At 38.1% G+C, this 22,305-nt stretch carries 15 protein-coding genes, 3 pseudogenes and 1 riboswitch; of the genes and pseudogenes, 8 read left to right on the top strand and 10 right to left on the bottom strand.

Translation table 11 applies throughout. The features are described 5' to 3' along the window. Positions 1–72: 72 nt before the first annotated feature. The 3 genes from ACFIL3_RS06050 to ACFIL3_RS06060 form a co-directional block, all read right to left on the bottom strand. The gene (locus ACFIL3_RS06050; protein ID WP_375612292.1) at positions 73–453 is read right to left on the bottom strand and encodes a helix-turn-helix domain-containing protein; all 381 of its coding nucleotides are present in this window, start codon (positions 451–453) and stop codon (positions 73–75) included. A 923-nt stretch (positions 454–1,376) separates the two neighbouring features. Next, on the bottom strand, positions 1,377–1,583 hold the full coding sequence (locus ACFIL3_RS06055; protein ID WP_273791466.1) for a Trm112 family protein: 207 nt from the start codon (positions 1,581–1,583) through the stop codon (positions 1,377–1,379). A gap of 13 nt (positions 1,584–1,596) precedes the next feature. Then, the gene (locus ACFIL3_RS06060) at positions 1,597–2,259 is read right to left on the bottom strand and encodes an LON peptidase substrate-binding domain-containing protein (RefSeq protein WP_375610818.1); all 663 of its coding nucleotides are present in this window, start codon (positions 2,257–2,259) and stop codon (positions 1,597–1,599) included. 446 nt (positions 2,260–2,705) lie between these two features. Then, positions 2,706–2,803, top strand: a riboswitch (glycine riboswitch). A gap of 136 nt (positions 2,804–2,939) precedes the next feature. Here ACFIL3_RS06060 and gcvT point away from each other — a divergent pair. From gcvT to gcvP, 3 genes are read left to right on the top strand one after another with little or no spacing between them, the layout of a single operon-like run. Further along, positions 2,940–4,052 (top strand): glycine cleavage system aminomethyltransferase GcvT, encoded by a 1,113-nt coding sequence (gcvT, locus tag ACFIL3_RS06065; protein ID WP_375681931.1) that lies wholly within the window; start codon positions 2,940–2,942, stop codon positions 4,050–4,052. Between the two features lie 6 nt (positions 4,053–4,058). After that, positions 4,059–4,427, top strand: a complete 369-nt coding sequence (gcvH, locus tag ACFIL3_RS06070) for a glycine cleavage system protein GcvH (RefSeq protein ID WP_375638777.1) — start codon at positions 4,059–4,061, stop codon at positions 4,425–4,427. Between the two features lie 5 nt (positions 4,428–4,432). After that, the gene (gene gcvP, locus ACFIL3_RS06075; protein WP_375638782.1) at positions 4,433–7,228 is read left to right on the top strand and encodes an aminomethyl-transferring glycine dehydrogenase; all 2,796 of its coding nucleotides are present in this window, start codon (positions 4,433–4,435) and stop codon (positions 7,226–7,228) included. A gap of 1,530 nt (positions 7,229–8,758) precedes the next feature. Here gcvP and alr read toward each other — a convergent pair. Further along, positions 8,759–9,874, bottom strand: coding sequence for an alanine racemase (alr, locus tag ACFIL3_RS06080; RefSeq protein WP_375612295.1), 1,116 nt, complete (start codon positions 9,872–9,874; stop codon positions 8,759–8,761). 809 nt (positions 9,875–10,683) lie between these two features. Between alr and ACFIL3_RS06085 the strand changes: the two genes are divergently transcribed. Together ACFIL3_RS06085 and ACFIL3_RS06090 are read left to right on the top strand one after the other, a co-directional pair. Then, on the top strand, positions 10,684–11,511 hold the full coding sequence (locus ACFIL3_RS06085) for a ferredoxin--NADP reductase (RefSeq protein WP_375612296.1): 828 nt from the start codon (positions 10,684–10,686) through the stop codon (positions 11,509–11,511). An 18-nt stretch (positions 11,512–11,529) separates the two neighbouring features. After that, positions 11,530–11,978: pseudogene (locus ACFIL3_RS06090) on the top strand (ferredoxin--NADP reductase); the annotation flags it as partial. Here ACFIL3_RS06090 and eda read toward each other — a convergent pair. After that, positions 11,957–12,622, bottom strand: a complete 666-nt coding sequence (gene eda, locus ACFIL3_RS06095; RefSeq protein WP_375638779.1) for a bifunctional 4-hydroxy-2-oxoglutarate aldolase/2-dehydro-3-deoxy-phosphogluconate aldolase — start codon at positions 12,620–12,622, stop codon at positions 11,957–11,959. The pseudogene ACFIL3_RS06090 and the gene eda overlap by 22 nt on opposite strands. A gap of 115 nt (positions 12,623–12,737) precedes the next feature. Here eda and ACFIL3_RS06100 point away from each other — a divergent pair, with 115 nt between their 5' ends. From ACFIL3_RS06100 to ACFIL3_RS06110, 3 genes are all read left to right on the top strand, one after another. Continuing rightward, positions 12,738–13,655, top strand: a complete 918-nt coding sequence (locus ACFIL3_RS06100; RefSeq protein ID WP_375613636.1) for a rhodanese-related sulfurtransferase — start codon at positions 12,738–12,740, stop codon at positions 13,653–13,655. Between the two features lie 1,696 nt (positions 13,656–15,351). Then, positions 15,352–16,485, top strand: coding sequence for a type III PLP-dependent enzyme (locus ACFIL3_RS06105; protein WP_375613635.1), 1,134 nt, complete (start codon positions 15,352–15,354; stop codon positions 16,483–16,485). A 74-nt stretch (positions 16,486–16,559) separates the two neighbouring features. Next, positions 16,560–17,144, top strand: a complete 585-nt coding sequence (locus ACFIL3_RS06110; protein ID WP_273791458.1) for a GNAT family N-acetyltransferase — start codon at positions 16,560–16,562, stop codon at positions 17,142–17,144. Positions 17,145–18,230: 1,086 nt separating this feature from the next. Here the strand turns inward: ACFIL3_RS06110 and ACFIL3_RS06115 are convergent. The 5 genes and pseudogenes from ACFIL3_RS06115 to ACFIL3_RS06135 form a co-directional block, all read right to left on the bottom strand. Continuing rightward, a complete protein-coding gene (locus tag ACFIL3_RS06115; RefSeq protein ID WP_375613634.1) occupies positions 18,231–19,802 on the bottom strand; it encodes a DHA2 family efflux MFS transporter permease subunit in 1,572 nt (523 codons plus the stop codon). Positions 19,803–19,821: 19 nt separating this feature from the next. Then, complete coding sequence (locus ACFIL3_RS06120; protein WP_375632520.1) at positions 19,822–20,916, bottom strand: HlyD family secretion protein; 1,095 nt, start codon at positions 20,914–20,916, stop codon at positions 19,822–19,824. Positions 20,917–21,089: 173 nt separating this feature from the next. After that, a pseudogene (locus ACFIL3_RS06125) lies at positions 21,090–21,233 on the bottom strand (transcriptional repressor); the annotation flags it as partial. After that, positions 21,230–21,388, bottom strand: a pseudogene (locus tag ACFIL3_RS06130) (HlyD family secretion protein); the annotation flags it as partial. The pseudogenes ACFIL3_RS06130 and ACFIL3_RS06125, both read right to left, overlap by 4 nt. 173 nt (positions 21,389–21,561) lie before the next feature. Beyond that, positions 21,562–21,954, bottom strand: coding sequence for a Fur family transcriptional regulator (locus ACFIL3_RS06135; protein WP_375629863.1), 393 nt, complete (start codon positions 21,952–21,954; stop codon positions 21,562–21,564). Positions 21,955–22,305: the final 351 nt, after the last annotated feature.

The raw sequence follows: 22,305 nt of genomic DNA on the forward strand, positions 1-22,305 counted from the left end.
TCATGAAGTGTGGGGAGACAGTCACAATTCTTGTCAATATTATTAAGGACTTTGATTATCTTTGCAATGAACTTATGAAAATAAGGGGTTATTTTTTTCATCAGAAATCAACTGCAAAATTGCTCTTTGTTTTTTGCGGGTCAGTATTCTGAAATTTTTTAAAAGTAAATATTCTGCTTTGCTTGCTATTCTGTCATCACAATGATAGAGGTTCTCTTCTTTTTTTGCGCCATCAGCATAAAAGAAGGAAACGGGAACATCTAATATATGAGCAATTTCCTGTAAACGTCTTGCACTTACGCGATTTAAGCCTTTTTCATACTTTTGGATTTGTTGGAATGTTACGCCTAAATGACTTCCTAATTGTTTTTGAGAAAACCCCATGACGTTTCTTCTGAAGCGAATTTTTTTGCCTAAAGAAATATCGTAAAAATGTAGATTTTTGGCTTTCACTTGATGTCCCCACCGGTTGCGAGCGCCCTCGCATTAGTATTCCGGGGTCTGGAAGTGCTGACTCAAAACAGCCCCTTGCTTTTAGTGCTGAAAGCACTTGGACATAACAAGAGCCCCCGGAAATTCCGGGATATCCGCAAAAGCGGTTTTATTTCTAGTTTGAGTTTTTCGGGCTTCCAGACCCTATTTGATTGTCGCGTATACAACCAAAAACACAAGCCTCCTTCATAAGGCAATTACTTTCAATCGTCAATTGAAATTACAACAGTGTTTCTTGTTTGTTGTTTCAAGTTTTCACGTAATTAATGCGTATATTATACATAAAAATATTGCTTGAGATACTTTAGATACTTGTAAAAATTGTAAAGCGAAATTAAAGGGTGATGGCAAGGTAATGGGGTGATTTTCTCCTTTACGATTTTATGTTTTCTCCCCCAAATTAGGTTGCTTCTCCGTTTCAAAGATTACGCAAACAGATAAATATTCTTGTCCCGATATGGTATACATAAGATGATATAACTTGTCGTTTTTATTCATCTTAAATCGAGGTATCTCAAATATGTTGTTCGTAAATAGTATAAATTAAAGTCCATGAAATATAACAATCTTTATGTTTAATATAATAAATTTCATTTACCTGAGTTGGTTCAAAATGTTATTATAATTCTTGCTTTTAAGAAGTTCATAAGAGCCATTTTTATTCAGATGCTTGTGTGGTGCAAGCGAATGGTTTTGATTGCTTCAGTATGAACAGGCTGGAATGAGAGAATCTGATGATATTTTTGGCTTTTGTTACAAGGTGTAAAGCGATATAAATATCTTTATTGTAAAGTTCTTTTTTCAGAAATCGTAAATATTGAGATATCATATTGATAGAGACTTGATAACAGTGGGCTTGTAGAGGGAAATTGCATGAGGATTTTTTATTTTTTATGCGTTATTTCTTCATTGTTTTGCAAAGGGCGCGCTTCTGAGGCAAGCATAATGGGAACGCCATCACGAATAGGGTAGGCAAGTTTGGCTTTGAGAGAAATGAGCTCTTGTGTTTTTCGGTTGAAAGAGAGCGTGCCTTTCGTCATTGGGCAGACGAGCAATTCGAGCATTTTGGGATCTGTGGTCATTTTTTTCATGTTTGGACATTCATTAGTTTAAGCGGTAATCTGTTCCTGTTTGTTTCATGAGCGAGCGTTCTGTTAATGCAAGAAGAGTTTGGGCACGGCTTTCGATATCTGGAGCTTCAAGGAGAGCTTGTTTTTCTGCTGGTGTAAAGGGGATAAGAGCTGAAAAAGCATTAACCAATATAGGTGTAGGGGCTTCTATGATGCTGCTCCAATTATATTCCATTTCATGTATGGTTAGATATTTTTCTACAACGTCGAGTAAGTTCTCTCGGTTAATGCTTTCTTCAATATCAAATTCTTGCAAGTCTTTTATGTTTGATTGGATGAGAGCTGTTCGATAGGATTTTGTGTTTTTCAATTCTTGTTCTAAAGTGAAGCGGCAAACACCTTGTAAGATAATGAACAGTTGTCCGTTTCCTGTTTCACTGTAGTTTGTAATGCGCCCTATACAGCCTGTTTTATAAAGTTGTGTAGAGAAGCGATCTGTATCCGATGAAAGTGGTTGAATAATGCCCAATAGACGATCAGTTACCATAACATTTTCAATCATTTCAAGTGATTCTGGTTCAAAAATATTGAGTGATAAAAAACCACCGGGTAGTAAGAGTGCACCTTCTAAAGGAAAAAGAGCAATTTGCTTTGGAAGATCATTTTCGCAATTGTAAGAGATATTACCAGCTTTCATGAGTATTTTGTCACCTTTGTTCGGTAGTTTTAGTCTGTAAATAGTCGCTATTTATGACACTATTGAGAAAGCAGAAAACCTACTTCTTGTGCATTAAAATCATACTTATAAAATATTTGAAGTCCTTATTCTCAAAAAGAATATGAAACCCTATCTTTAAGGTTGAACTGCGCGCGAAAGAATATTGCTTTGCGATCTTTTTAGTGTGTGACGTTTTGCATGATTTTCAAGAGGTATTTTTGTTTATAGCTTTTGATTTTTGTCTTAAATTTCCTAAAATGTGTTGCTTGCAATTTTTGTAAGGTTCAAAAGGATAATATTATAAATCTTTTGAAGCAGCTTATGCAAGTTTTAAAATGAGAACATTTTCATCACTTTACTAATGACAGTGTGATGAAGATAGGCTATAGGTTTAAATATGCTGGAAAGAGCGTTATCGTTTCTTTCATTCTTTTGCGGGAGAGTGCAGATTGCAAATTTTCGCATTGCCGCCGAAGGGGAAATAGCCCATAATCTCTCAGGCTTTAAGGACCGTAAAAGGAAGAAGGCAGATCTGGAAAGTCGGGAGAACCCGCGCCGAAGGTGTAAGCGAAAAATCTTTTCGCGAGTCTCTCAGGTTGATGACAGAGGGGGCAGAGACGGCCATATTCTGTGGGCGTTAGCGCAGCTTTGGAGTTATTATGGGCATAGCACAAGAAACATCTTTTTTAAAAACACTTCCTTTATATGATTTGCATGAAAAAGCAGGAGCAAAATTTGGTGCTTTTGCGGGTTGGAACATGCCTTTAACTTATCCTCTTGGCGTTTTAAAAGAGCATCTTCATACGCGTGCACATGCAGGACTTTTTGATATTTCTCATATGAAATTGATTGCGGTTGAAGGGGCACAAGCTGTGGAATTTTTGTCCTATGCTTTTCCCATTGATGCAGCAGCTTTAAAGATTGGGCATTCACGGTATAATTATTTGCTTAATGAGCAGGCTGGTATTCTTGATGATCTTATCATTACCCGTTTGGAAGAGGGTCGTTTTATGTTGGTCGCCAATGCTGGGAATGCACAGGCTGATTTTTTAGAATTGGAAAAGCGTGCGGTTGATTTTGAATGTCAAGTGATTGCCCTTGAAAGGGTATTGCTTGCGCTTCAAGGTCCTGAAGCGGCAGCTGTTCTTGCTGATGCCGATTTACCAGGGAATGAATTGTTCTTTATGCAAGGATTCGAACCACAACAGGATTGGTTTATAACGCGTTCTGGTTATACGGGAGAGGATGGTTTTGAAATTGCTTTGCCTATAGGGCATGCGCATATGTTGGCTGAAAAATTGCTGAGTGATTCTCGTGTTGAGTGGATTGGACTTGCCGCACGCGATAGCTTGCGGTTGGAAGCGGGGCTGTGTTTGCATGGAAATGATATTACCCCTGATACGACACCTATTGATGCGGCTCTAACATGGGCTGTTCCTAAAAGTGTTCGAGAAAAAGCACAATTTTATGGTGCAAAGGCTTTTCTTGAAGCACTGCAAAAAGGACCGGCTCGTTGTCGTGTTGGATTAAAACCGCAAACGCGTCAACCTATTCGTGCCGGTGCGGTGCTTCTTGATGATCAAGGTAATGAGATTGGCATTGTAACATCAGGTGGTTTTGGTCCTTCTTTTGATGGTCCTGTCGCGATGGGTTACGTTCCTGTTGATTTTAAAGTTGAAGGGACACAAGTCTTTACAGAACTGCGAGGCAAAAAGATTGTATTATCAGTTCATTCTCTTCCCTTTGTTGAACAACGTTATTTTAAAGGATGATTTTTTATGTCTAAAACTTATTTTACACATGACCATGAATGGCTTAGCGTTGAAGGGCAAATGGTGACTGTTGGGGTTACGCATTATGCGCAAGAGCAATTAGGGGATTTGGTTTTTGTTGATTTACCACAAAGTGGAACAAAACTTTCCAAAGGAGAGGCGGCGGCTGTTGTAGAATCAGTGAAGGCGGCTTCAGATGTTTATGCTCCTCTTGATGGTGAAGTGGTCGAAATAAATGAAGCCTTGGCTGATAATCCTGAACTGGTAAACCAGAAACCCGAAACAGAAGGCTGGTTATGGAAAATGACATTGCAGGATGAGACACAACTGGAGGGGTTGTTAGATAAAGATGCTTATAAAGCTTTGATTGGATGAGTACCATGATCGAGCGTTCTTTTTCTTCTCGACATATTGGGCTGCGTCCTGATGAAACACAAAAAATGCTTGATGTTTTAGAGCTTGATTGTGTTGAGACACTTATTTCTCAAGCTGTTCCACACTCTATCCATTTGGGACGTTCACTGAATCTTCCAGAGGCTGCTAGTGAAGGACAAGCCTTGGAAGAACTCTCCAAGATGATGGAGCGTAACCATGTGCACAAAAGTTTTATTGGGCAAGGATATCATGGAACTTATGTGCCTCCGGTTATTTTACGAAATCTGTTTGAAAATCCTGCTTGGTATACTGCTTATACGCCTTATCAAGCAGAAATTAGCCAAGGTCGTTTAGAGCTTTTATTTTATTTTCAGACATTGGTTAGTGAACTAACAGGTTTGCCTGTTTCTGCTGCTTCCCTTCTTGATGAAGCAACTGCTTTAGCTGAAGCCAATGCCCTTGCTGTTCGCTTTTTCCGTGAGAAAAAAACAAAAATTTCTCTTCAGAGTCTTTTACATCCTCAGACTTTGAGTGTTGCGCAAACGCGTGCTGAAACACAAGGGATTCAGATTAGCCAAAATGGCGAAATTGATCCTGATACAGCGGCAATTGTTTTGTCTTGGCCAGATACAAAAGGCTCTTTTCATGATTACAGTGAGATCATAAAAGAGGCAAAGGAAAAGGGAGCTTTAGTTATCGTTGTAGCTGATCCTTTAGCGCTTACTCTTCAGGAGCCACCTGCTCAATGGGGGGCAGATATCGTTGTTGGCACTATGCAGCGTTATGGCGTTCCGATGGGATTTGGTGGTCCACATGCTGGTTACCTTGCTGTGAGTGATGCGTTAACGCGTCTTATTCCAGGGCGTATTGTTGGTCAATCCGTGGATACCAAAGGACGCGTTGGTTTTCGTTTAGCTTTGCAAACACGTGAACAACATATTCGGCGCGATAAAGCGACGTCAAATATTTGTACAGCGCAGGCTTTGTTGGCTAATATGGCAACCGCTTATGCTGTTTGGCATGGGCCAAAAGGCTTACAAGAAATTGCGCAGCGAATTCATCATTTAACATGTCGTTTTGTTGCTGGTTTAGAAGCAGCAGGGATTCATGTTGAAGGGAAAAGCTTTTTTGATTGTGTGAGTATTTCTGTTAAGGGAAAAGCGCGAGAAATTGCGCATCAAGCCAAAATAGGTGGGCGCCTTATTCGTGTTCTCGATGATGACACTATTGCAATCAATTTTGATGAATTATCAACAGAAGAAGATGCTGGTGCTTTAGCGCAGCTTTTGGGGGCACAACTCTTTGATAAGGTTTCTCCACGACTCTTTGGAAAAAAACGGGATGCTGCTTTTCTTTCTCAGCCTTTTTTTCATGCTGTTCATTCAGAGACAGATATGATGCGCTTTTTGCGTCGTTTAGCGGATAAGGATTTGGCGCTGGATCGCGCTATGATCCCTCTTGGTTCTTGTACAATGAAGCTTAATGCAGCTGCTGAATTGATGCCTGTGAGCTGGGCGAGCACGGCCAATATACACCCCTTTGTTTCACAAGAGGATGCAGCGGGTTATTTGGAGATGATCAACCAGTTAAATGCGTGGTTGTGTGAAATTACAGGATTTGCGCAAGTTTCTTTTCAGCCAAATTCTGGTGCTCAAGGTGAATATGCTGGGCTTTTGGCTATCCGACGATATTACCAATCACGAGGAGAACATCAACGTACAGTTTGTCTTATTCCTGCATCTGCGCATGGTACCAATCCAGCTTCGGCTCATATGGCAGGGATGGAAGTCGTTGTGGTAAAATGTTTAAGCGATGGTGATGTTGATGTAGACGATCTCAAGATGAAAGCGCAATTGCATAAAGATAAATTGGCTGCTCTTATGATTACTTATCCTTCAACCCATGGTGTTTACGAGGAAAGCATTAAGGAAATTTGTTCTATTATTCATGAAAATGGCGGACAAGTTTATTTTGATGGTGCTAATCTCAATGCCCTTGTGGGGCTTGCTCGTCCTGCGGATATTGGCGCTGATGTTTGTCATATGAATCTTCATAAAACATTTGCTATTCCTCATGGTGGTGGTGGTCCTGGTATGGGACCAATTGGAGTTGCAGTGCATCTCAAACCATTCTTACCAGGTCATGAACAGGATGGGACAACACATGCGGTTTCTGCTGCTCCTTATGGAAGTGCGTCTATTCTTGCAATTACATGGATGTATATTCGAATGATGGGGGCTGATGGCTTAAAATATGCAACACAAATAGCCATTTTAAATGCCAATTATATTGCTGCACGTCTTTCAGCTGCTTATTCCATTCTTTATCGGGGCAAGCATGGACGTGTTGCTCACGAATGTATTGTGGATACACGCGTGTTGAAAGAGCAGTATGGGGTGAGTGTTGATGATATTGCAAAACGTCTCATTGATTATGGATTCCATGCGCCTACGATGTCGTTCCCTGTTCCGGGAACTTTAATGATTGAGCCAACGGAATCAGAACCAAAAGCAGAGATTGATCGTTTTTGTGATGCTTTACTCTCTATTGCTGAAGAAGCGAAAAAAGTTGGGAATGGGGTTTGGCCAAAAGACAATAATCCATTGGTGAATGCCCCTCATACAGTGGCTGATACTTTAGATGATGCTTGGGTACGACCCTATTCGCGACAAGAAGCTGCTTTTCCCAACAGTTCTCTTGATCCAGCCAATAAATATTGGCCTCCTGTATCGCGTATTGATAATGTTGCGGGAGACAGAATGCTCATTTGTTCGTGTCCACCATTGGGAAATACCTATTAAATAACAAATATATATTTAATTTGTTTATTTGCATGAACGAAAAAAGCCCACACATTTTGTGTGGGTTTTGTACTTGTTGATCATGTTACTATGGAATTATTTGTCTATTTTCTAGAATTTTGCATTGTTTTTTATAACATGAGCAAAATCGAAAAAGTCGACAAAAAGCTGTGTTTTGTCGGCAATAGGCATGCTCTCCTTTGCATTCTACCGTATGACATGGTTTTTGACTAGTCGGCATCGGTTTAGCCAGCTAATTCATGTAAACGAGAGTGAAAACCTATGAGGATAGGGGCACGTCTGTTGCATGTGTTGTGACATACTACTTCTCACTAAGGTGACGACGACGGGTTGTAGAAAGAATAAAATCAAATTTAATGTTTTTGATGATAAAGACACGCGAAACTCTGTTGTTGCATCTTTTCGAGTCAAGAATTGTCTAAATATTTCTCTTTAATCTGCTTTTTGTAAATATGACGAAAAAATATGTAAGAACACCTGTCAGAATGAGCAAACGCAAAGCCAAATGTATTATGTTTTTTTTTACAAGGGGTCTTATAAAAGCCGGCACATCTTTCCACTTCATTGCAAGTCAGTTTGTGACTTTACGGCGCTGTTTTCCTAAGAGCTCGTGTGCTTTAGCTGTTGCCTGTAAATCAACATCCAAACTTAATGCAGCAACATGTCTTGAGCCAGAGATTGAGAAAAAAAGAGCTTTATGAGTAGTTCCTGCTTTTGTCTGTCAGATGAGGGCGGGGATTGCGTATTTCTGTTGACGTAATCTTTGAAACTGGAAGACAATCTTATTTTGGAAAATGTAAAGCCGTAAGGTGAAAATCAATCCTCAGTTTGTCATCTCCTCTTAATTCAGCTTTATGGCTTTCAAAAGCATTTAAAGCAATGTTTTTTAAATAATGGGGATTACACATTGCTCCATACTTTATATTTATTGTGTTCTTTAGTGGGGGAATGATCCTCATGTAAAACAGAACGCTCCAAAAAGAATATACTTGAGTTGTTAATTCACGTGTTTGTTTTAAAGAGACACTTCGCTCCCAATCCCATTTCGCGACGGCGCTCGTGAATGGTGTAAGGGTAAATCCATTGATTCCCCACTATCTTTACGCTTCATAACGGAGTAAGCTGGGCACTATCATACACTTTGCCAGCGCCTAATGTTATAGCTCTTGGCACTATGGTTCATAAGAGGCATTATTCTTTTCTTAAATCATTTTTATCTACACATAGTTCAGCTTGTGGTATGCAAGCGAATGATTTTAATTGGGAAATTAATTTTAAAAACTTTGTAGTAGATTCTTTTTTGTCAATTTATGGGGAAAGGCTAAGTTTTTGTATTTTAGGTGAAAGCTACTTCCATAAAACAGTCCATCAACTTGTCTGTTTTGAGATTTCTGTGAATGTACGGTGTCTATGACCATTCTGTGTGGTTGATTGTTGTAAAATCTTTTGTAAAAGCCCCTCAATTTTCTAAAATGATGATTTTTATCAATTTATTTTTTTAAAGAGTTTTTATGTGTAAATGTATTTATAGCGGGAGCCAAGAGATGTTAGAATTTCATTGGGAAGGGTATCGGCATCTATAGATACTTTTTCAAGTGTTTGATGGGGACCAATGAGTTCTACCCAGTCACCAGTTTGAGGTTTTTGTTCAAGATCGGTCGTATCTACAATAATGGAATCCATAGAAACCCGCCCAACCATGGGAAGTTTGTGCCCGTTGAAATAAACAGTTCCTTTATTCGAAAGAGTACGGAGCCAGCCGTCTGCGTAGCCTATAGAAATGGTTGCAAGAGTGCTTGGTCTGTTGGTTATAAAGCTTTCTGCATAACCAACAGGTGCTCCTATATCAACAACGCGGCTTTGAATGACTTGGGCTTCAAGTTTTAAAACAGGTTTCAAAGGTGATGGGTGTTTTCCCCGCGGATCAACTCCGTAAAGTGCAATGCCTGGACGAACAAGATCAAAATAAAAATCTGATCCTAGAAAGATACCTCCAGAATTGGCAAAGGAAACTTTGCAAGCAGGCAATTGCGCAAGGATCGTTTTGAAAGAAGTCAATTGGGCATAATTTGATGGGTGGGTATCATCTTCTCCGTTAGAAAGATGACTAAGAATATATTTTATTTCTGCTTTTTCGAAAATTGTAGGGTGTTTGATGAGTTTTTGTAATTCTTTTTGATCCAGTCCTAATCGGTTCATATGGGTATCGATTTGAACAATTGCTGGAAATTTTTTATCTTTTTTTTGACAAATTTTTTGCCAATTTTCAATGGCATTCCAAGAGTTTAGAACAGGAACAATACCAGATTGTGCGACAAACTCTTCTGCTAAGTGTGGAAGTCCATTCAGAATGGCAATTGTGACATTTGATGGTAAAATGCTTTTTAATTGGAGTGCTTCTCTGATTTGGGCGACAAAAAAAGTGCGACAACCAGCTTGATAAAGGGCAGGAGCAATTTTGTGAGCTCCTAATCCATAGGCATTTGCTTTTACAACTGCTGAACATTGTGTTGGAGCTACACGTTTGGCTAAAGTAATATAATTGGCAACAATGGCACTGACATCGATGGTTGCTACAGCTGTATAGAGTGATGTATTTATTTCATCATTAACGGATTTGTTCATTTTAAAAGCTTATCTGTGTTCGTGAAATACGGAGTTTTTTTGGTTGTTTCATTGAGGTTCTTTACGATATAGGGGAAAGACACTATTTGCTATGGTCAAAATCATTAAGAAGCCTATGCTGCCATTAAAGTCGTTTTTTATGTAAAATGGTACTCTAGATATAAGAGATAGTTTAGTTTTATTTGTGTTGTTATCAACATGGTATTTTCTAATGATTTGTAAAACATAGACTTTTTTACTTATTTTCCCTCGTTTAGGCATATAAAAAAATAAACATAGTTTATTGTATTGTATCATTTTGAAGAGTGCAATGTTAGACTATTATTGCTGGTGTGATTGTTGTGATTAAATATTGCATTGGCTTCTTATTTAGAGAAGGTAAAATGATTAAATTAACCACGTTAAGTCAATGTATTACAAGTTTTTTACCATGAGGGGGAAGATCACTCATCTGTGCAATTTTGGATGTCGTCTCATGCACTTAAAATTATTTTTATTGAATGGAAAACAGTGTGTAAACACTTTTTGATACATTAAAAACTGTTGATTTAGAAAACTCGTTGATTTGGATATTATTTGTTTTCAAGATGGATTGGGTATCCAATATTTACTTTCTAGTCTTTGATTGGTTTTAAGTGAAATCAATTTTATCGCTTATAGAGCGCGCTAGACTCATTTATTTAATTTTGACATAAAAGTGTTAACCTTGAGGCTTTTGTGTTGAGAAAATTGTTGGCAGATGGTTGTGCAAGTACTATATCACGTCAAGGATTCGAAATTTAACGTTCAATAAAGATATGGGGAAGAGTATGAATACGTCTGCTACCAATGTTCCGTCAAGCATCAGCAGCGTTGCAAATTTTCCGATTCCTGAGAATGTGTTCGCCCTTACTGTCCAAGAGGTTTGTCACTATACAGATCGGTTATTTAAATTCCGTCTGAATCGTCCGGAAAGTTTTCGTTTTCGTTCGGGTGAGTTTGTTATGATCGGTTTGCCAAATGCAGAAAAGCCGATTTATCGCGCTTATTCGATTGCAAGTCCCTTTTGGGATGAACAGCTTGAGTTTTTTTCGATAAAAGTTCCAGGGGGACCTTTAACCGAGCATCTCCAAAAAATTAAAATTGGTGATACAGTTCTCATGCGTAAAAAATCTACAGGAACGCTGGTGCTTGATGCTCTTATTCCTGGAAAACGTCTTTATCTTCTTTCAACTGGGACGGGGATTGCTCCTTTTGCAAGCCTTATTCGTGATCCTGAAACTTATGAAAAATTTGCAGAAGTTGTCCTTATTCAAACAACGCGCGAAAAAAATGAGTTAATTTATGCAAAAGATCTTGTTTCCTCTTTGCAACAAGATCCACTCATTGGAGAGTATGCACAACAGTTGAGATTTTATCCTATGACTACTCGTGAAGCTTCTGAGCATATGGGTCGTATTACAACTGTGATGGAAAGTGGGGACTTTTTTGAAACAACAGGCCTTCCTAAGATTCATCCTGATGAGGATCGGGTGATGATTTGTGGTTCCATGGCTATGTTAAAAGATTGCGCAAGGATGTGTGAAAGCTTTGGTCTTGTTGAAGGGGCCAATAATGCTCCTGCTACTTATGTTGTAGAGCGCGCTTTTGTGGAGTAATGAGTGGGAAAGTTGATGCTTTATCTTCTTTCAAACCGGTACGGTTTTTTTTCTTTTGCAAGCTTTATTCGTGAGCCTGACATTTATGAAAAATTTTCAGAAGTTGTTCTTATTTAAATAACGCGCGAAAAGAATGAGTCAAATTGTGCAAAAGATCTTGTTTCCTTTTTGCAATAAGATCCACTCATTGTGGGGCATATGCACAACAGCTGAAATTTTATCCTATGACCACTCGTGAGCTTTCTGAGCATATGGGGCGTATTACGACTGTTATGGAGAGTGGTGCTTTTTTGAAACAAGCGGCTTTGAAACAATAGAACTCGCAAAATTCATCCTAATGAAGATCGGGTGATGATTTATGGTTTTATGACGATGTTAAAAGATTGCGCAAGGATGTGTGAAAGCTTTGGTCTTGTTGAAGGGGCTGATATTCTTGCACATTACATTATATTGTAGAAAGAGCTTTTTTCGAGGGAGAGGGAAGTTGTGATGCGGTATATGCTAATGCAGTAATCGAATCCCAATCACTTATTGCAATGAGTTTTTGGGGCGCTATCCAAGAACCTCCAACGCAGAAGACATTGGGCAGTTGGAGCCATTGTGTTGCACTTTTTTGTGTAATACCGCCTGTTGGGCAAAACCGGATATCAGAGAAGGGAGATGCTAAAGCTTCGATGAAGGAAATACCCCCAGTAGCTTCAGCAGGGAAAAATTTAAGATATGAATAGCCTTTGTTTAATGCTTGCATGAGTTCACTTGGGGTCATTGCACCGGGAAGAAGGGGAATTTCACTATTTTTTGCACAATTGATTAGTTCATTGGATAATCCGGGGCTTACAATAAACTTGGCTCCAGCTTGTTCGGCTTTTTCGTAATGTGTTGTGTTGAGAATTGTGCCGGCTCCAACAATTGCTTCAGGGACTTCTTGTGTAATTTTCTGAATTGCTTTGAGGGCATTTGGTGTTCGCAAGGTGATCTCAATTGTTTTTAATCCACCTTTGACAAGAGCGCGTGTTAAGGGTACAGCACTTTGTAGATTGTCAATGAGTAAAACAGGTATAACAGTTTGTCCTTGGAGATATAATAAAAGCTTTTCTCTTTTTTGGCACATGATATTTTTTCTTCTTGGAGATGATATTATTTGTATCGTTTGATTAAGCACAATATGTTAAAGAGTACATGAATAAATCTTGAAATTGAATGAAACGCGCGTTATGGCAAAACACATGGAAAAGAATTTTAAAGTTGCTGCACTTTATTGCTTTGCAGATTTGAAGCATTATCATCAATTACAAAAACCTTTGCAGGATTTATGTCAAGCAAAGGATATCAAAGGCACTCTGCTTTTAGCACAAGAGGGCATTAATGGAACAGTTGCTGGTTCTTGTGATGCGATTGAGGCATTGGTGGATTTTATTACGGCTGAGCCAGCGTTTCAAACGCCGGAGATTAAATATTCATGGGCATCAAAAATGCCTTTTCATCGCATGAAAGTGCGGTTGAAAAAAGAGATTGTGACGATGGGGGTTGAAGGGGTTGATCCGCTAAAAGTTGTTGGTACTTATGTCGATCCTGAAGATTGGAATGCTCTTATTCAAGATGAAGAGACAATTTTAATCGATACACGGAATGACTATGAATATGCGATAGGGAGTTTTCAAGGAGCGATTGATCCGCAGATTAAAACATTTCGCGAATTTCCTGAATGGGTGCGTAAACATGAGGCTGAGTTAAAGAAAAAAAAGAAAATTGCCATGTTTTGTACAGGTGGTATTCGGTGTGAAAAATCAACAGCTTATGTTCGTGATCTTGGTTATGAGCAAGTCTACCATCTAAAAGGAGGTATTCTAAAATATTTAGAAAAAATTCCAAAAGAGAAAAGTTTATGGTGGGGTGAGTGTTTTGTTTTTGATGAGCGTGTTTCTGTTCAACATGGTCTTGAAGAATGTGGACGCGAATTATGTCGCGCGTGTCGTTCTCCTCTTAATGCTGAAAGCAAATTATCGCCTCATTATGAGGAAGGTGTTTCCTGTGATGCTTGTTATAACACGCGTAGTGAAGCCGATAGAGAGCGCTTTCGTGAGCGCCATAGGCAATTTCAATTGTTGAAGTTGCGTGCAATTGATTCTCATCAAGGGACATAAGGATATCGCAGTGTAGGGCTTTAAATTGTAGCGTTTTTCTCTTAAATTTAAGAGAGAAGAGTTTTTTAATATTAGTAGAAAAATATTTTATAAGACCGGATATTATTCGGTCTTTTTGTTTATGTTAAATTATTTGACTTATAAGTAATCATTATAGATTGTTCGCTCTCCTTGACTTATAGGATTGAGTTTTCAAATACTTTTCATTTAAAAATAGAAAAGCCGTTCACCAACAGCGCAGAGGAGGGAGATTATAGTTTAAGAGAAAAGCGTATGAATAAGATGTGATTAATAAGAGGAGATGAAAAAGCAGATGCTAGGTGGAAAAATAAAATGATAATAGGAGTTTATGATTTCAGAATTTAATATAATACATTAATTTATAATGATAATTTATTATTCATTCGAATAAAAGAGTTCAATATTGTGAACTTTGTTGCTTTCAGATTAGATGAGAACGAATCGCGTAAAATTCATTCACTTGTACGTTGCAAATGGGAGCAACGTGTGGACAAAAATCATTTTAGATAAGGTGTTATGAAACATTTCAATGTAGGAGTTTCTGCAATATTGGGAGTTGGCAGATAGAATGGGAGCGTTTGTTTTTAATTTCATAAGTATAAAGAGGGTGAGATGTAGTTGATCTATATCATACAAGCTATATTATACGGGGAATTCTTCATGATATTTTGCTTAAGCGATGCTGTGAAATGAATGTGGAAGTAGGGATGTTTTTTAGGATGTAAATGAGAAAGATAATGGTGTTTTGTTGGGGGAAGGACACGTTATCTTTAAAGATTATGGTGCTTCAGTCGTTACTATCCTCAGTCTTCAATGTTGGTCATCTTTGCATTTGAGAGGATATATAAGAGGTACTCCTTTTTTCAATTGTTTTTTATTTGTGATACGCAAAAGAATGATTTTAATTGATTCATTGTAAGAGGGTTGAAATAAGAGGATTTTATAATGGGATTTTTGTTTAAGGGTACAATAATAAATTATCATTATAAATTAATGTTTTGAGTAATTTATTTGCGTTATTTTCTGCTGCAGATATTAGGAGATAGAATAGGGTAAAGAAACGAGGGGCTTTAAACGCAAGACAGTGATTTATGTTGTACGGATAATGTAAGGGTGTGATCTCATGAAAGCGGATGGATGGCTTTGTCTGGGGGAGAGTGTTGTTTTTTCGCATCATTTTATCTTTAAGAATTAAAAAATGTTTAAAATTAAAAAAATGATTGAAATGAGAAAGAATTCGTTTTATAGGATGCCTTGCCCAAAGTCGCACGTGCCTGTGGGTGTCCGCTGGTTCTCAAATGGTGAGATTAACCGGTACGGTACCTGGAACTAACCGCTCCAGTCATTCTTACAGCCAATTGCAAGAATGAGGACATCTTGAAGCAACGACGGTGCGGGCCTTTCTGGTGTCTTCCAGCTTTTAAATGCTGGGATAACTATAGAGGCACACCTCATTGCCTTCAGTGCGGAAGTGGTTTTCTCAACTCCAATCAAAAAGGCAGATAAAATAGAATAACGCGGTTTCGCGCTGTTCTTTCGCAGCATGCAATGCTAATTTCTGGTTTTTTGTAATCAGAATGGGGATGGTTGTTGTGTGTTTTTTGTCCTTTAGCTTTTGGCAGCTTTGGCTGTCTAAGCATAGAGTGGGGGAGCGTTCCCTCAAGGAGAATTGCAGATGGCAACGCAACGTATTCGCGATTTTCTTGCAACACATCGTTCTGAAGGTCCATGCTTAATTGTTGACCTTGATGTTGTTCGTGATAACTATTTAAATTTTGAAAAAGCTCTGCCGCAGTCTCGTATTTTTTACGCAATAAAGGCAAATCCAGCTCCTGAAATCTTGCGTTTGCTAAGTTCTTTAGGATCTTCTTTTGATGCGGCTTCTGTTGCAGAAATTGAAATGGCTTTAAAAGCAGGAGCAACGTCAGAGCGTATTTCTTTTGGAAATACGATTAAAAAAGAGCGTGATATTGCACGAGCATATGCATTGGGAGTTTCACTTTATGCTGTTGATTGTGTTGAAGAAGTGGAAAAAATTGCGCGTGTTGCTCCAGGAGTACGTGTTTTTTGCCGTGTTCTTACCGATGGCAAAGGTGCAGAGTGGCCATTGTCACGCAAATTTGGTTGTGTTCCAGATATGGCGGTTGATGTTCTAAGACGGGCACACCAATTGGGTTTGCAAGCCTATGGTGTTTCTTTTCATGTTGGATCTCAGCAGGTTGATTTGAGTGCGTGGGATCGTGCTTTATCGGATGCTTCTACAGTTTTTAAGCGTTTGGAACAAGAAGGCATTTCACTAAGGTTGGTGAATATGGGGGGCGGTTTTCCAACGCGTTATTTGAAAGATGTCCCTACAGAACAAGCTTATGGTACAGCAGTTTTTGATTCATTGAAAAAGCATTTTGGTAATCGTATCCCTGAGACGATTATTGAGCCAGGACGTGCGATGGTTGGCAATGCTGGTGTTATTCGTACAGAAGTTGTTCTAATATCTAAAAAAGCTGATAACGATAATGTACGATGGGTTTATCTTGATATTGGGAAATTTAATGGTCTTGCTGAGACTATGGATGAAGCCATTCGTTATCCTATTGAGACACCTCATGATGATAAGGTGATGGAGCCTTGTATTTTGGCTGGACCGACATGCGATTCGGCAGATGTTCTCTATGAAAAAACACCTTATCCGCTTCCTCTATCCCTAACGATAGGAGATGAAATATTGATTCATGGAACGGGTGCTTACACAACAACTTACGCATCGGTTGCTTTTAATGGTTTTGAGCCTTTACGATCATATGTGATCTGACATTTCCTTTTAACTATAGTTTTTTAGATTTTTTGCTATGCTCGTCATGGCGCTGTAAGAGGGCGGTTATAGAGATGAACATGATTAATTTTCAAACAAAAGATGGGGCATGTTTTACACTTTTATTGGAGCAAGAAGCCGATAAGCCTTATCGAGAAAATTTGCTTGATTCAATGATGGGGTATGGACGTAAACGTAAATCATCAGAGGTTTTACGTCGTGGTCGTTTGGCTGCTCAAGGGCTCTCTTTTGTGGTTAAAAATGTGCTTGGAGAGCTTGTGGGAAGTGTCCGTCTTTGGCATGTTTCTTTTTCTAAAGAAAAAAATGAAACACAACATGCTTTACTTTTAGGCCCCTTGGCTGTTGCGTCTGAATGTGCTGGTATGGGAATAGGATCAATTTTAGTCCGCCATGCAATTGAAACAGCAAAAAAATTGGGATATGGCGCCATTTTGCTGGTAGGGGATTTTGAATTTTATCAACGTTTTGGCTTTTCAAATAGTTTAACAGAAAATTTGGCAATGCCTGGTCCTTACGAAAAACATCGCTTTCAAGCGTTGGAACTGATACCACATTATCTTTCTGGGTGTTATGGCACTTTGGTTCCTAGTGGAGAACGAGAAGTTTCAAATCGTTTTCAGCATCATAAAGTCGCTTGAAGATAGTGTTTATTTCGTTTTTCAGCAGCTGCCATTGAGAAGAGCATACCGTTTTGACAGTGCCAAGGTATTTAGCGGTACAAAGTTTTGGGGAGTTGTATTGCGATTTTATTATATGGCTTTTTCTTTATGGGGCTGGTTTCTTATTTTTGATAATTTCAGTTAAGTGAGTAAGAATATATTTTAAGCTCATTTTTTGAAATAGTGTCTTATTTTATAATACTGAAGGAACCGGATTTTTGAGTTGTCTTGTGTTCTTTTAAAGTCGCTATCATCATACAGTTTTCCAGTTTTCAATATCGTTGATAAATCTTGCATCAAAACGGTTGGATGTTTTACTTTTTTCTTAAACAGTTTTTATTTCTTTGCTTTTTATGTGCAAGGGAATGGTTTTGATTGATTCAATAGAGAGATATTTTGAGAAATTTTATACAATTTTAGCGCTTGTTGAAAGAGAAGGGGCTTAAGAAAGAAAAATATGCAGCAGTAGAATCAAAATTGTAAGTATCAGCTTTTTTTAAAGAGTGTAAAAAAATAAAATTACATGTTTAAAAGCAGCTTTTTTGAAAAAAATATATCATTACTTTTTTGCTATAAAGGTAAATCGTTTTGCAATTGGCATGAGAGTATCAAATACAAAATGATTTTCTCATGTAAAATTTTGCATTCAGAATCAAAAAAAACGTTATCCTACACATTATAAGAGAAATATGTGCGTGAATAAAAATCATAAGAATCATAAATCTTTTATGAATATTCTTGTAAGAATCAAAAGAGTGAAGGGCAAAGAATCTTTTAATCTTTTGTGCCCTATGGTGATAAATCAAAAATCTTATAGAAATGGCTGCTTTATCTTTATGGTGTGGAGCACTTTAGATAAGCTCTTTGTTTACCGATCATCTAGAACAATTTTTGTATGCGAGAAGTTGTTTTTAAGTGCGGAAAGAGCCCGCATTAAAAGAATTTTTATCAGAAGAATCATTTAGAATCATATGCTTATTTATACTGTCTCTTGAGACAAGATAAAGTGCATAGGAAACGAGGAAAGTGATAAGGATAAAAAATATTTCTCAATTTTAATTAAGCTTAGTGATTTGGTGGTGAATCCATGAGAGGTGGTATTTTTTTGAGAAATATGGTCATAAATGTCAAAACACCAAAGATGATGGTTATGATAAAGAAAATATCACTAATAGCCATAATGGTTGCTTGTATGCGTACCATACCAAACAATTGAGAAAGAGCCAGAGTATAGGAATCAAAGGTTTCTGTTTTGAATAATACAGTAAGATTTGAAAGCATTTCAGTTGCTTGTCTGTTTGCGTAGTTAAGAGTTTCGGCTATTCGTTCATGATGGAAGTCTGTGCGTTTTGTTATGAGAGTGTTGATAATGGCAAGCCCTACAGCCCCACCTAGATTCCGGGTGAGATTAAAGAGTCCAGAAGCATTTTGCATCCGTTCTGGTGGGAGTGTTCCCAAGGCAATATTATTAATAGGAACCATACATAACATTACAGAAGCACCACGGAAAACTTGCGGCCAAAAAAGCTGCCAAAAATCCCAGTTATCTGTGATAGAGCTCGCCATCCAAATACCTATTGCAAAACCAAAAAGTCCTATTGCCATCATTAAACGTGCATCCATTCGTGCTGAAAGAAATCCAGCAAGCGGGGCAGTTAATAACATGACGAATCCTGAAAGAAACAATGTTTCTCCAATCATGAGAGCATCAAAGTGGCGGATTTGGCTTAAATAGACAGGATAAAGGTACGTGAGTCCATAAAGGCCTATTCCCAATGAAAAGGAAAAAATGGATGCAGCTGAAAAATTAAAATTAGAAAAAGTAGAGAGATCTACAATGGGTTCTTTTACTGTAAAAGCACGCCAGAAGAATAAGGCTGCAGCAAGAATCATGGTAATGAACAAATCCCGAATCAGCGTATCACTCAGCCAATCATGACGTGCTCCTTCTTCTAGAATATACTCTAAAGTTCCCAAGAAAGTAGCCATAGAAATGAATCCTAACCAATCAAACTTCTTCATTAAAGAGGGATCAGCTTTATCAAAATCAATTAATTTCCAAGCGAGAATTGAGATGATAATCCCGCAGGGTACATTGATGAGAAAGAGCCAATGCCATGATGAGAGATGACAAATATAGCCTCCCACGGTTGGACCAATGGTGGGGGCCAATGTTGCTACTAGTCCAACAATAGGGGTAACAATTGGGCGTTTGGAAGGAGGAAAAAGAACATAAGAGGCGACAAAAACGCTTGGGATAATTCCTCCACCAATAAAACCTTGTAGTGCGCGATACAAAATCATCTCTCCAATAGATGTTGCTGTTGCACAAAGAACAGAAGTAATCGTAAACCCGATCGCTGATATGGTGAAGAAAACACGTGTTGAAAGCAATCTTCCTAAAAATCCAGAAAGCGGCAACATGATGACTTCAGCGATGAGATAGGAAGTTTGAACCCATGAAATTTCTTCAGAGCTTGCTGTAAGACCCGCTTGAATTTCAGCTAAAGAAGAGGAAACGATTTGGATATCTAAGATTGCCATAAACATGCCAAAAGACATAGCTATAAAAACTACAATTTTGCGCATTCCTATGCGTTCTTGAGACTGTATGAGCTCTGGTATGGAAGATGTCATAGTAAGATCTTCTACTTTTTTATAAGAGACTTTTATCTTGTGGCTTTGTACGTGTATCAATTTTCACCGAAACACTCATTCCTGCTCGGATATGTCCGGTTTTTAAGACTTCTTCTGGAATAGAAATACGTACGGGAATGCGCTGGACAATCTTTGTAAAGTTACCGGTAGCATTTTGTGGAGGCAGAAGAGAAAAAACAGCGCCTGTTGCGGGCGAAATAGAAAGCACTGTTCCTGTAAAAACATCATTTTCGAAGGCATCAACAGAAATATAAGCTTTTTGTCCGGTATGAATGTCTTGTAGCTGTGTTTCTTTATAGTTTGCTTCAATATAAAGTGCATGTATGGGGACTAACGCCGCAAGACGTTGGCCATTTACAACAAAATCTCCCGTTTTTGCTGTTAAATTTCCTATAACTCCATCAAATGGCGCTCGTATAATGGTCGAATCAAGATCACGTTGTGCTTTTTTACGCGAGAGCTCTAAACTCTTTGTTTCGCTTTCTGTTTCACTTCGTTGCGCTTCTAGCACTCGGATATTTGCACGTGCTGAAGCCATTTTTGCATCCGCTCTGTTAACATTCGCAATGGCTTGTTCATAAGCGGATTTGGCATCATCAACATTGGATTGAGGAGCATAACGATTGGCTTTCAGTTCTGTTACACGTTTTAAGGTGAGTTGTGCATTGGTTGCTATGGCTGAAGCGGCTGCTTTTTGTGCTTTTGCATCATCTAAAGAACTACGAGCGGCTGTGATTTGCGCATCAATGCGTAGAAGTGTTTTTTTCTGTGTGTCAAGATGCGCTTCTGTTTGATCCAAGGCTATTTGATAATCACCATTGTCTAAGTAAAATAAAACATCGTCCTTTTTTACAACTTGGTTGGCTTTAATGGCAATTTTTTCAATATATCCATTTAATTTAGTCGCAATAGCGGCTATATCTCCTTGTACATAGGCATCTTCAGTGGACAGCATATAACGCCATTGCGTCGTCCACTTATAGCTAAACCAAAGTACAAAAAGCGCAAAGACGATAAGAAGAGCCTTGATTACTTTTTTTCGTTTCATTTTATCGAGATTTTTTGTTGAAAAAATGGTCTCAGATACGGACATGATTTTATACTTTCAATATTTATGTTCTAACGAGTACAATAAGCCTCTCACTCTAGGGTAGGGTGATATATGCACGGACGATAAAAGCTTTTCCAACAATAAGGCGATCCCTGCTACATAATGCTAAATATATAAACTTGCAAGTTAGAGATCTTATTGTCAAGTTAGATGTCTTATTTTATTGCGCATTTTTTACAAAGACCTCGTACTTCTAGGGCGCTTTTGTGTGCTTGGAAGTCAACCGCTTGAACCATCTGTTTTAAACTTGATACAATCATTTGATTTTGTATTTCGTGGACTGTGCCACAGTTTAGGCATCTTCAGTGGACAGCATACAACACCATTGCGTCGTCCACTTATAGCTAAACCAAAGTACAAAAAGCGCAAAGACGATAAGAAGGGCCTTGATTACTTTTTTTTGTTTCATTTTATCGAGATTTTTTGTTGAAAAAATGGTCTCAGATACGGACATGATTTTATACTTTCAATATTTATGTTCTAACGAGTACAATAAGCCTCTCACTCTAGGGTAGGGTGATATATGCACGGACGATAAAAGCTTTTCCAACAATAAGGCGATCCCTGCTACATAATGCTAAATATATAAACTTGCAAGTTAGAGATCTTATTGTCAAGTTAGATGTCTTATTTTATTGCGCATTTTTTACAAAGACCTCGTACTTCTAGGGTGCTTTTGTGTGCTTGGAAGTCAACCGCTTGAACCATCTGTTTTAAACTTGATACAATCGTTTGATCTTGTATTTCGTTGACTGTGCCACAGTTTTCGCAAATTATAAACGTTGTAAGTTCATGTTGACAGTTTTCAGGGTGTAAACAGACCATAAAGGCATTTACACTTTCAAGACGATGAATACACTTTAACTGTACGAGTTTTTCTAACGCACGATAAACTTGGAGAGGTGCGCGAAAACCTTCTTCGCGTAAGTGATTGAGAATCGCATAAGCACTTAAAGGCCCTTTTGCATTTTTTAAAGTATTTAAAACCAATGTTTGGTTACGCGTCAGTTTAGATGACATTGACATCTTCCTTTTGCTCCCATGGAAAAGCATAAAGCGTGTAAGATATTTATGCAATGGTGATTATATAATATGTACTCTATCTTTAGCCTTTTACATGACATCCTTGCGATATGTAAGAAAAGTTACAATCGTTGTGAGGGGAGGGTATTATAATCTGAAAGCCGCCGCTATCAGGCATGAAAGTTTTATATGCTTCTTATTTTTCCAATAATGTTTTGAAATAGGATTTTTTGTTCAATATTTTATTGGTAAAGTTTGGGTTATTTTATTTAAAAAAAATAAAAAATGATATTGACTCTTTGCTTGAAAGAGTACTATATACGACGAGTAACGAGAGCGGTTTCTGCT

This window comes from Bartonella sp. CE47NXGY (genome assembly GCF_042195415.1).
In the GTDB taxonomy this organism is placed as follows: Bacteria; Pseudomonadota; Alphaproteobacteria; order Rhizobiales; family Rhizobiaceae; genus Bartonella.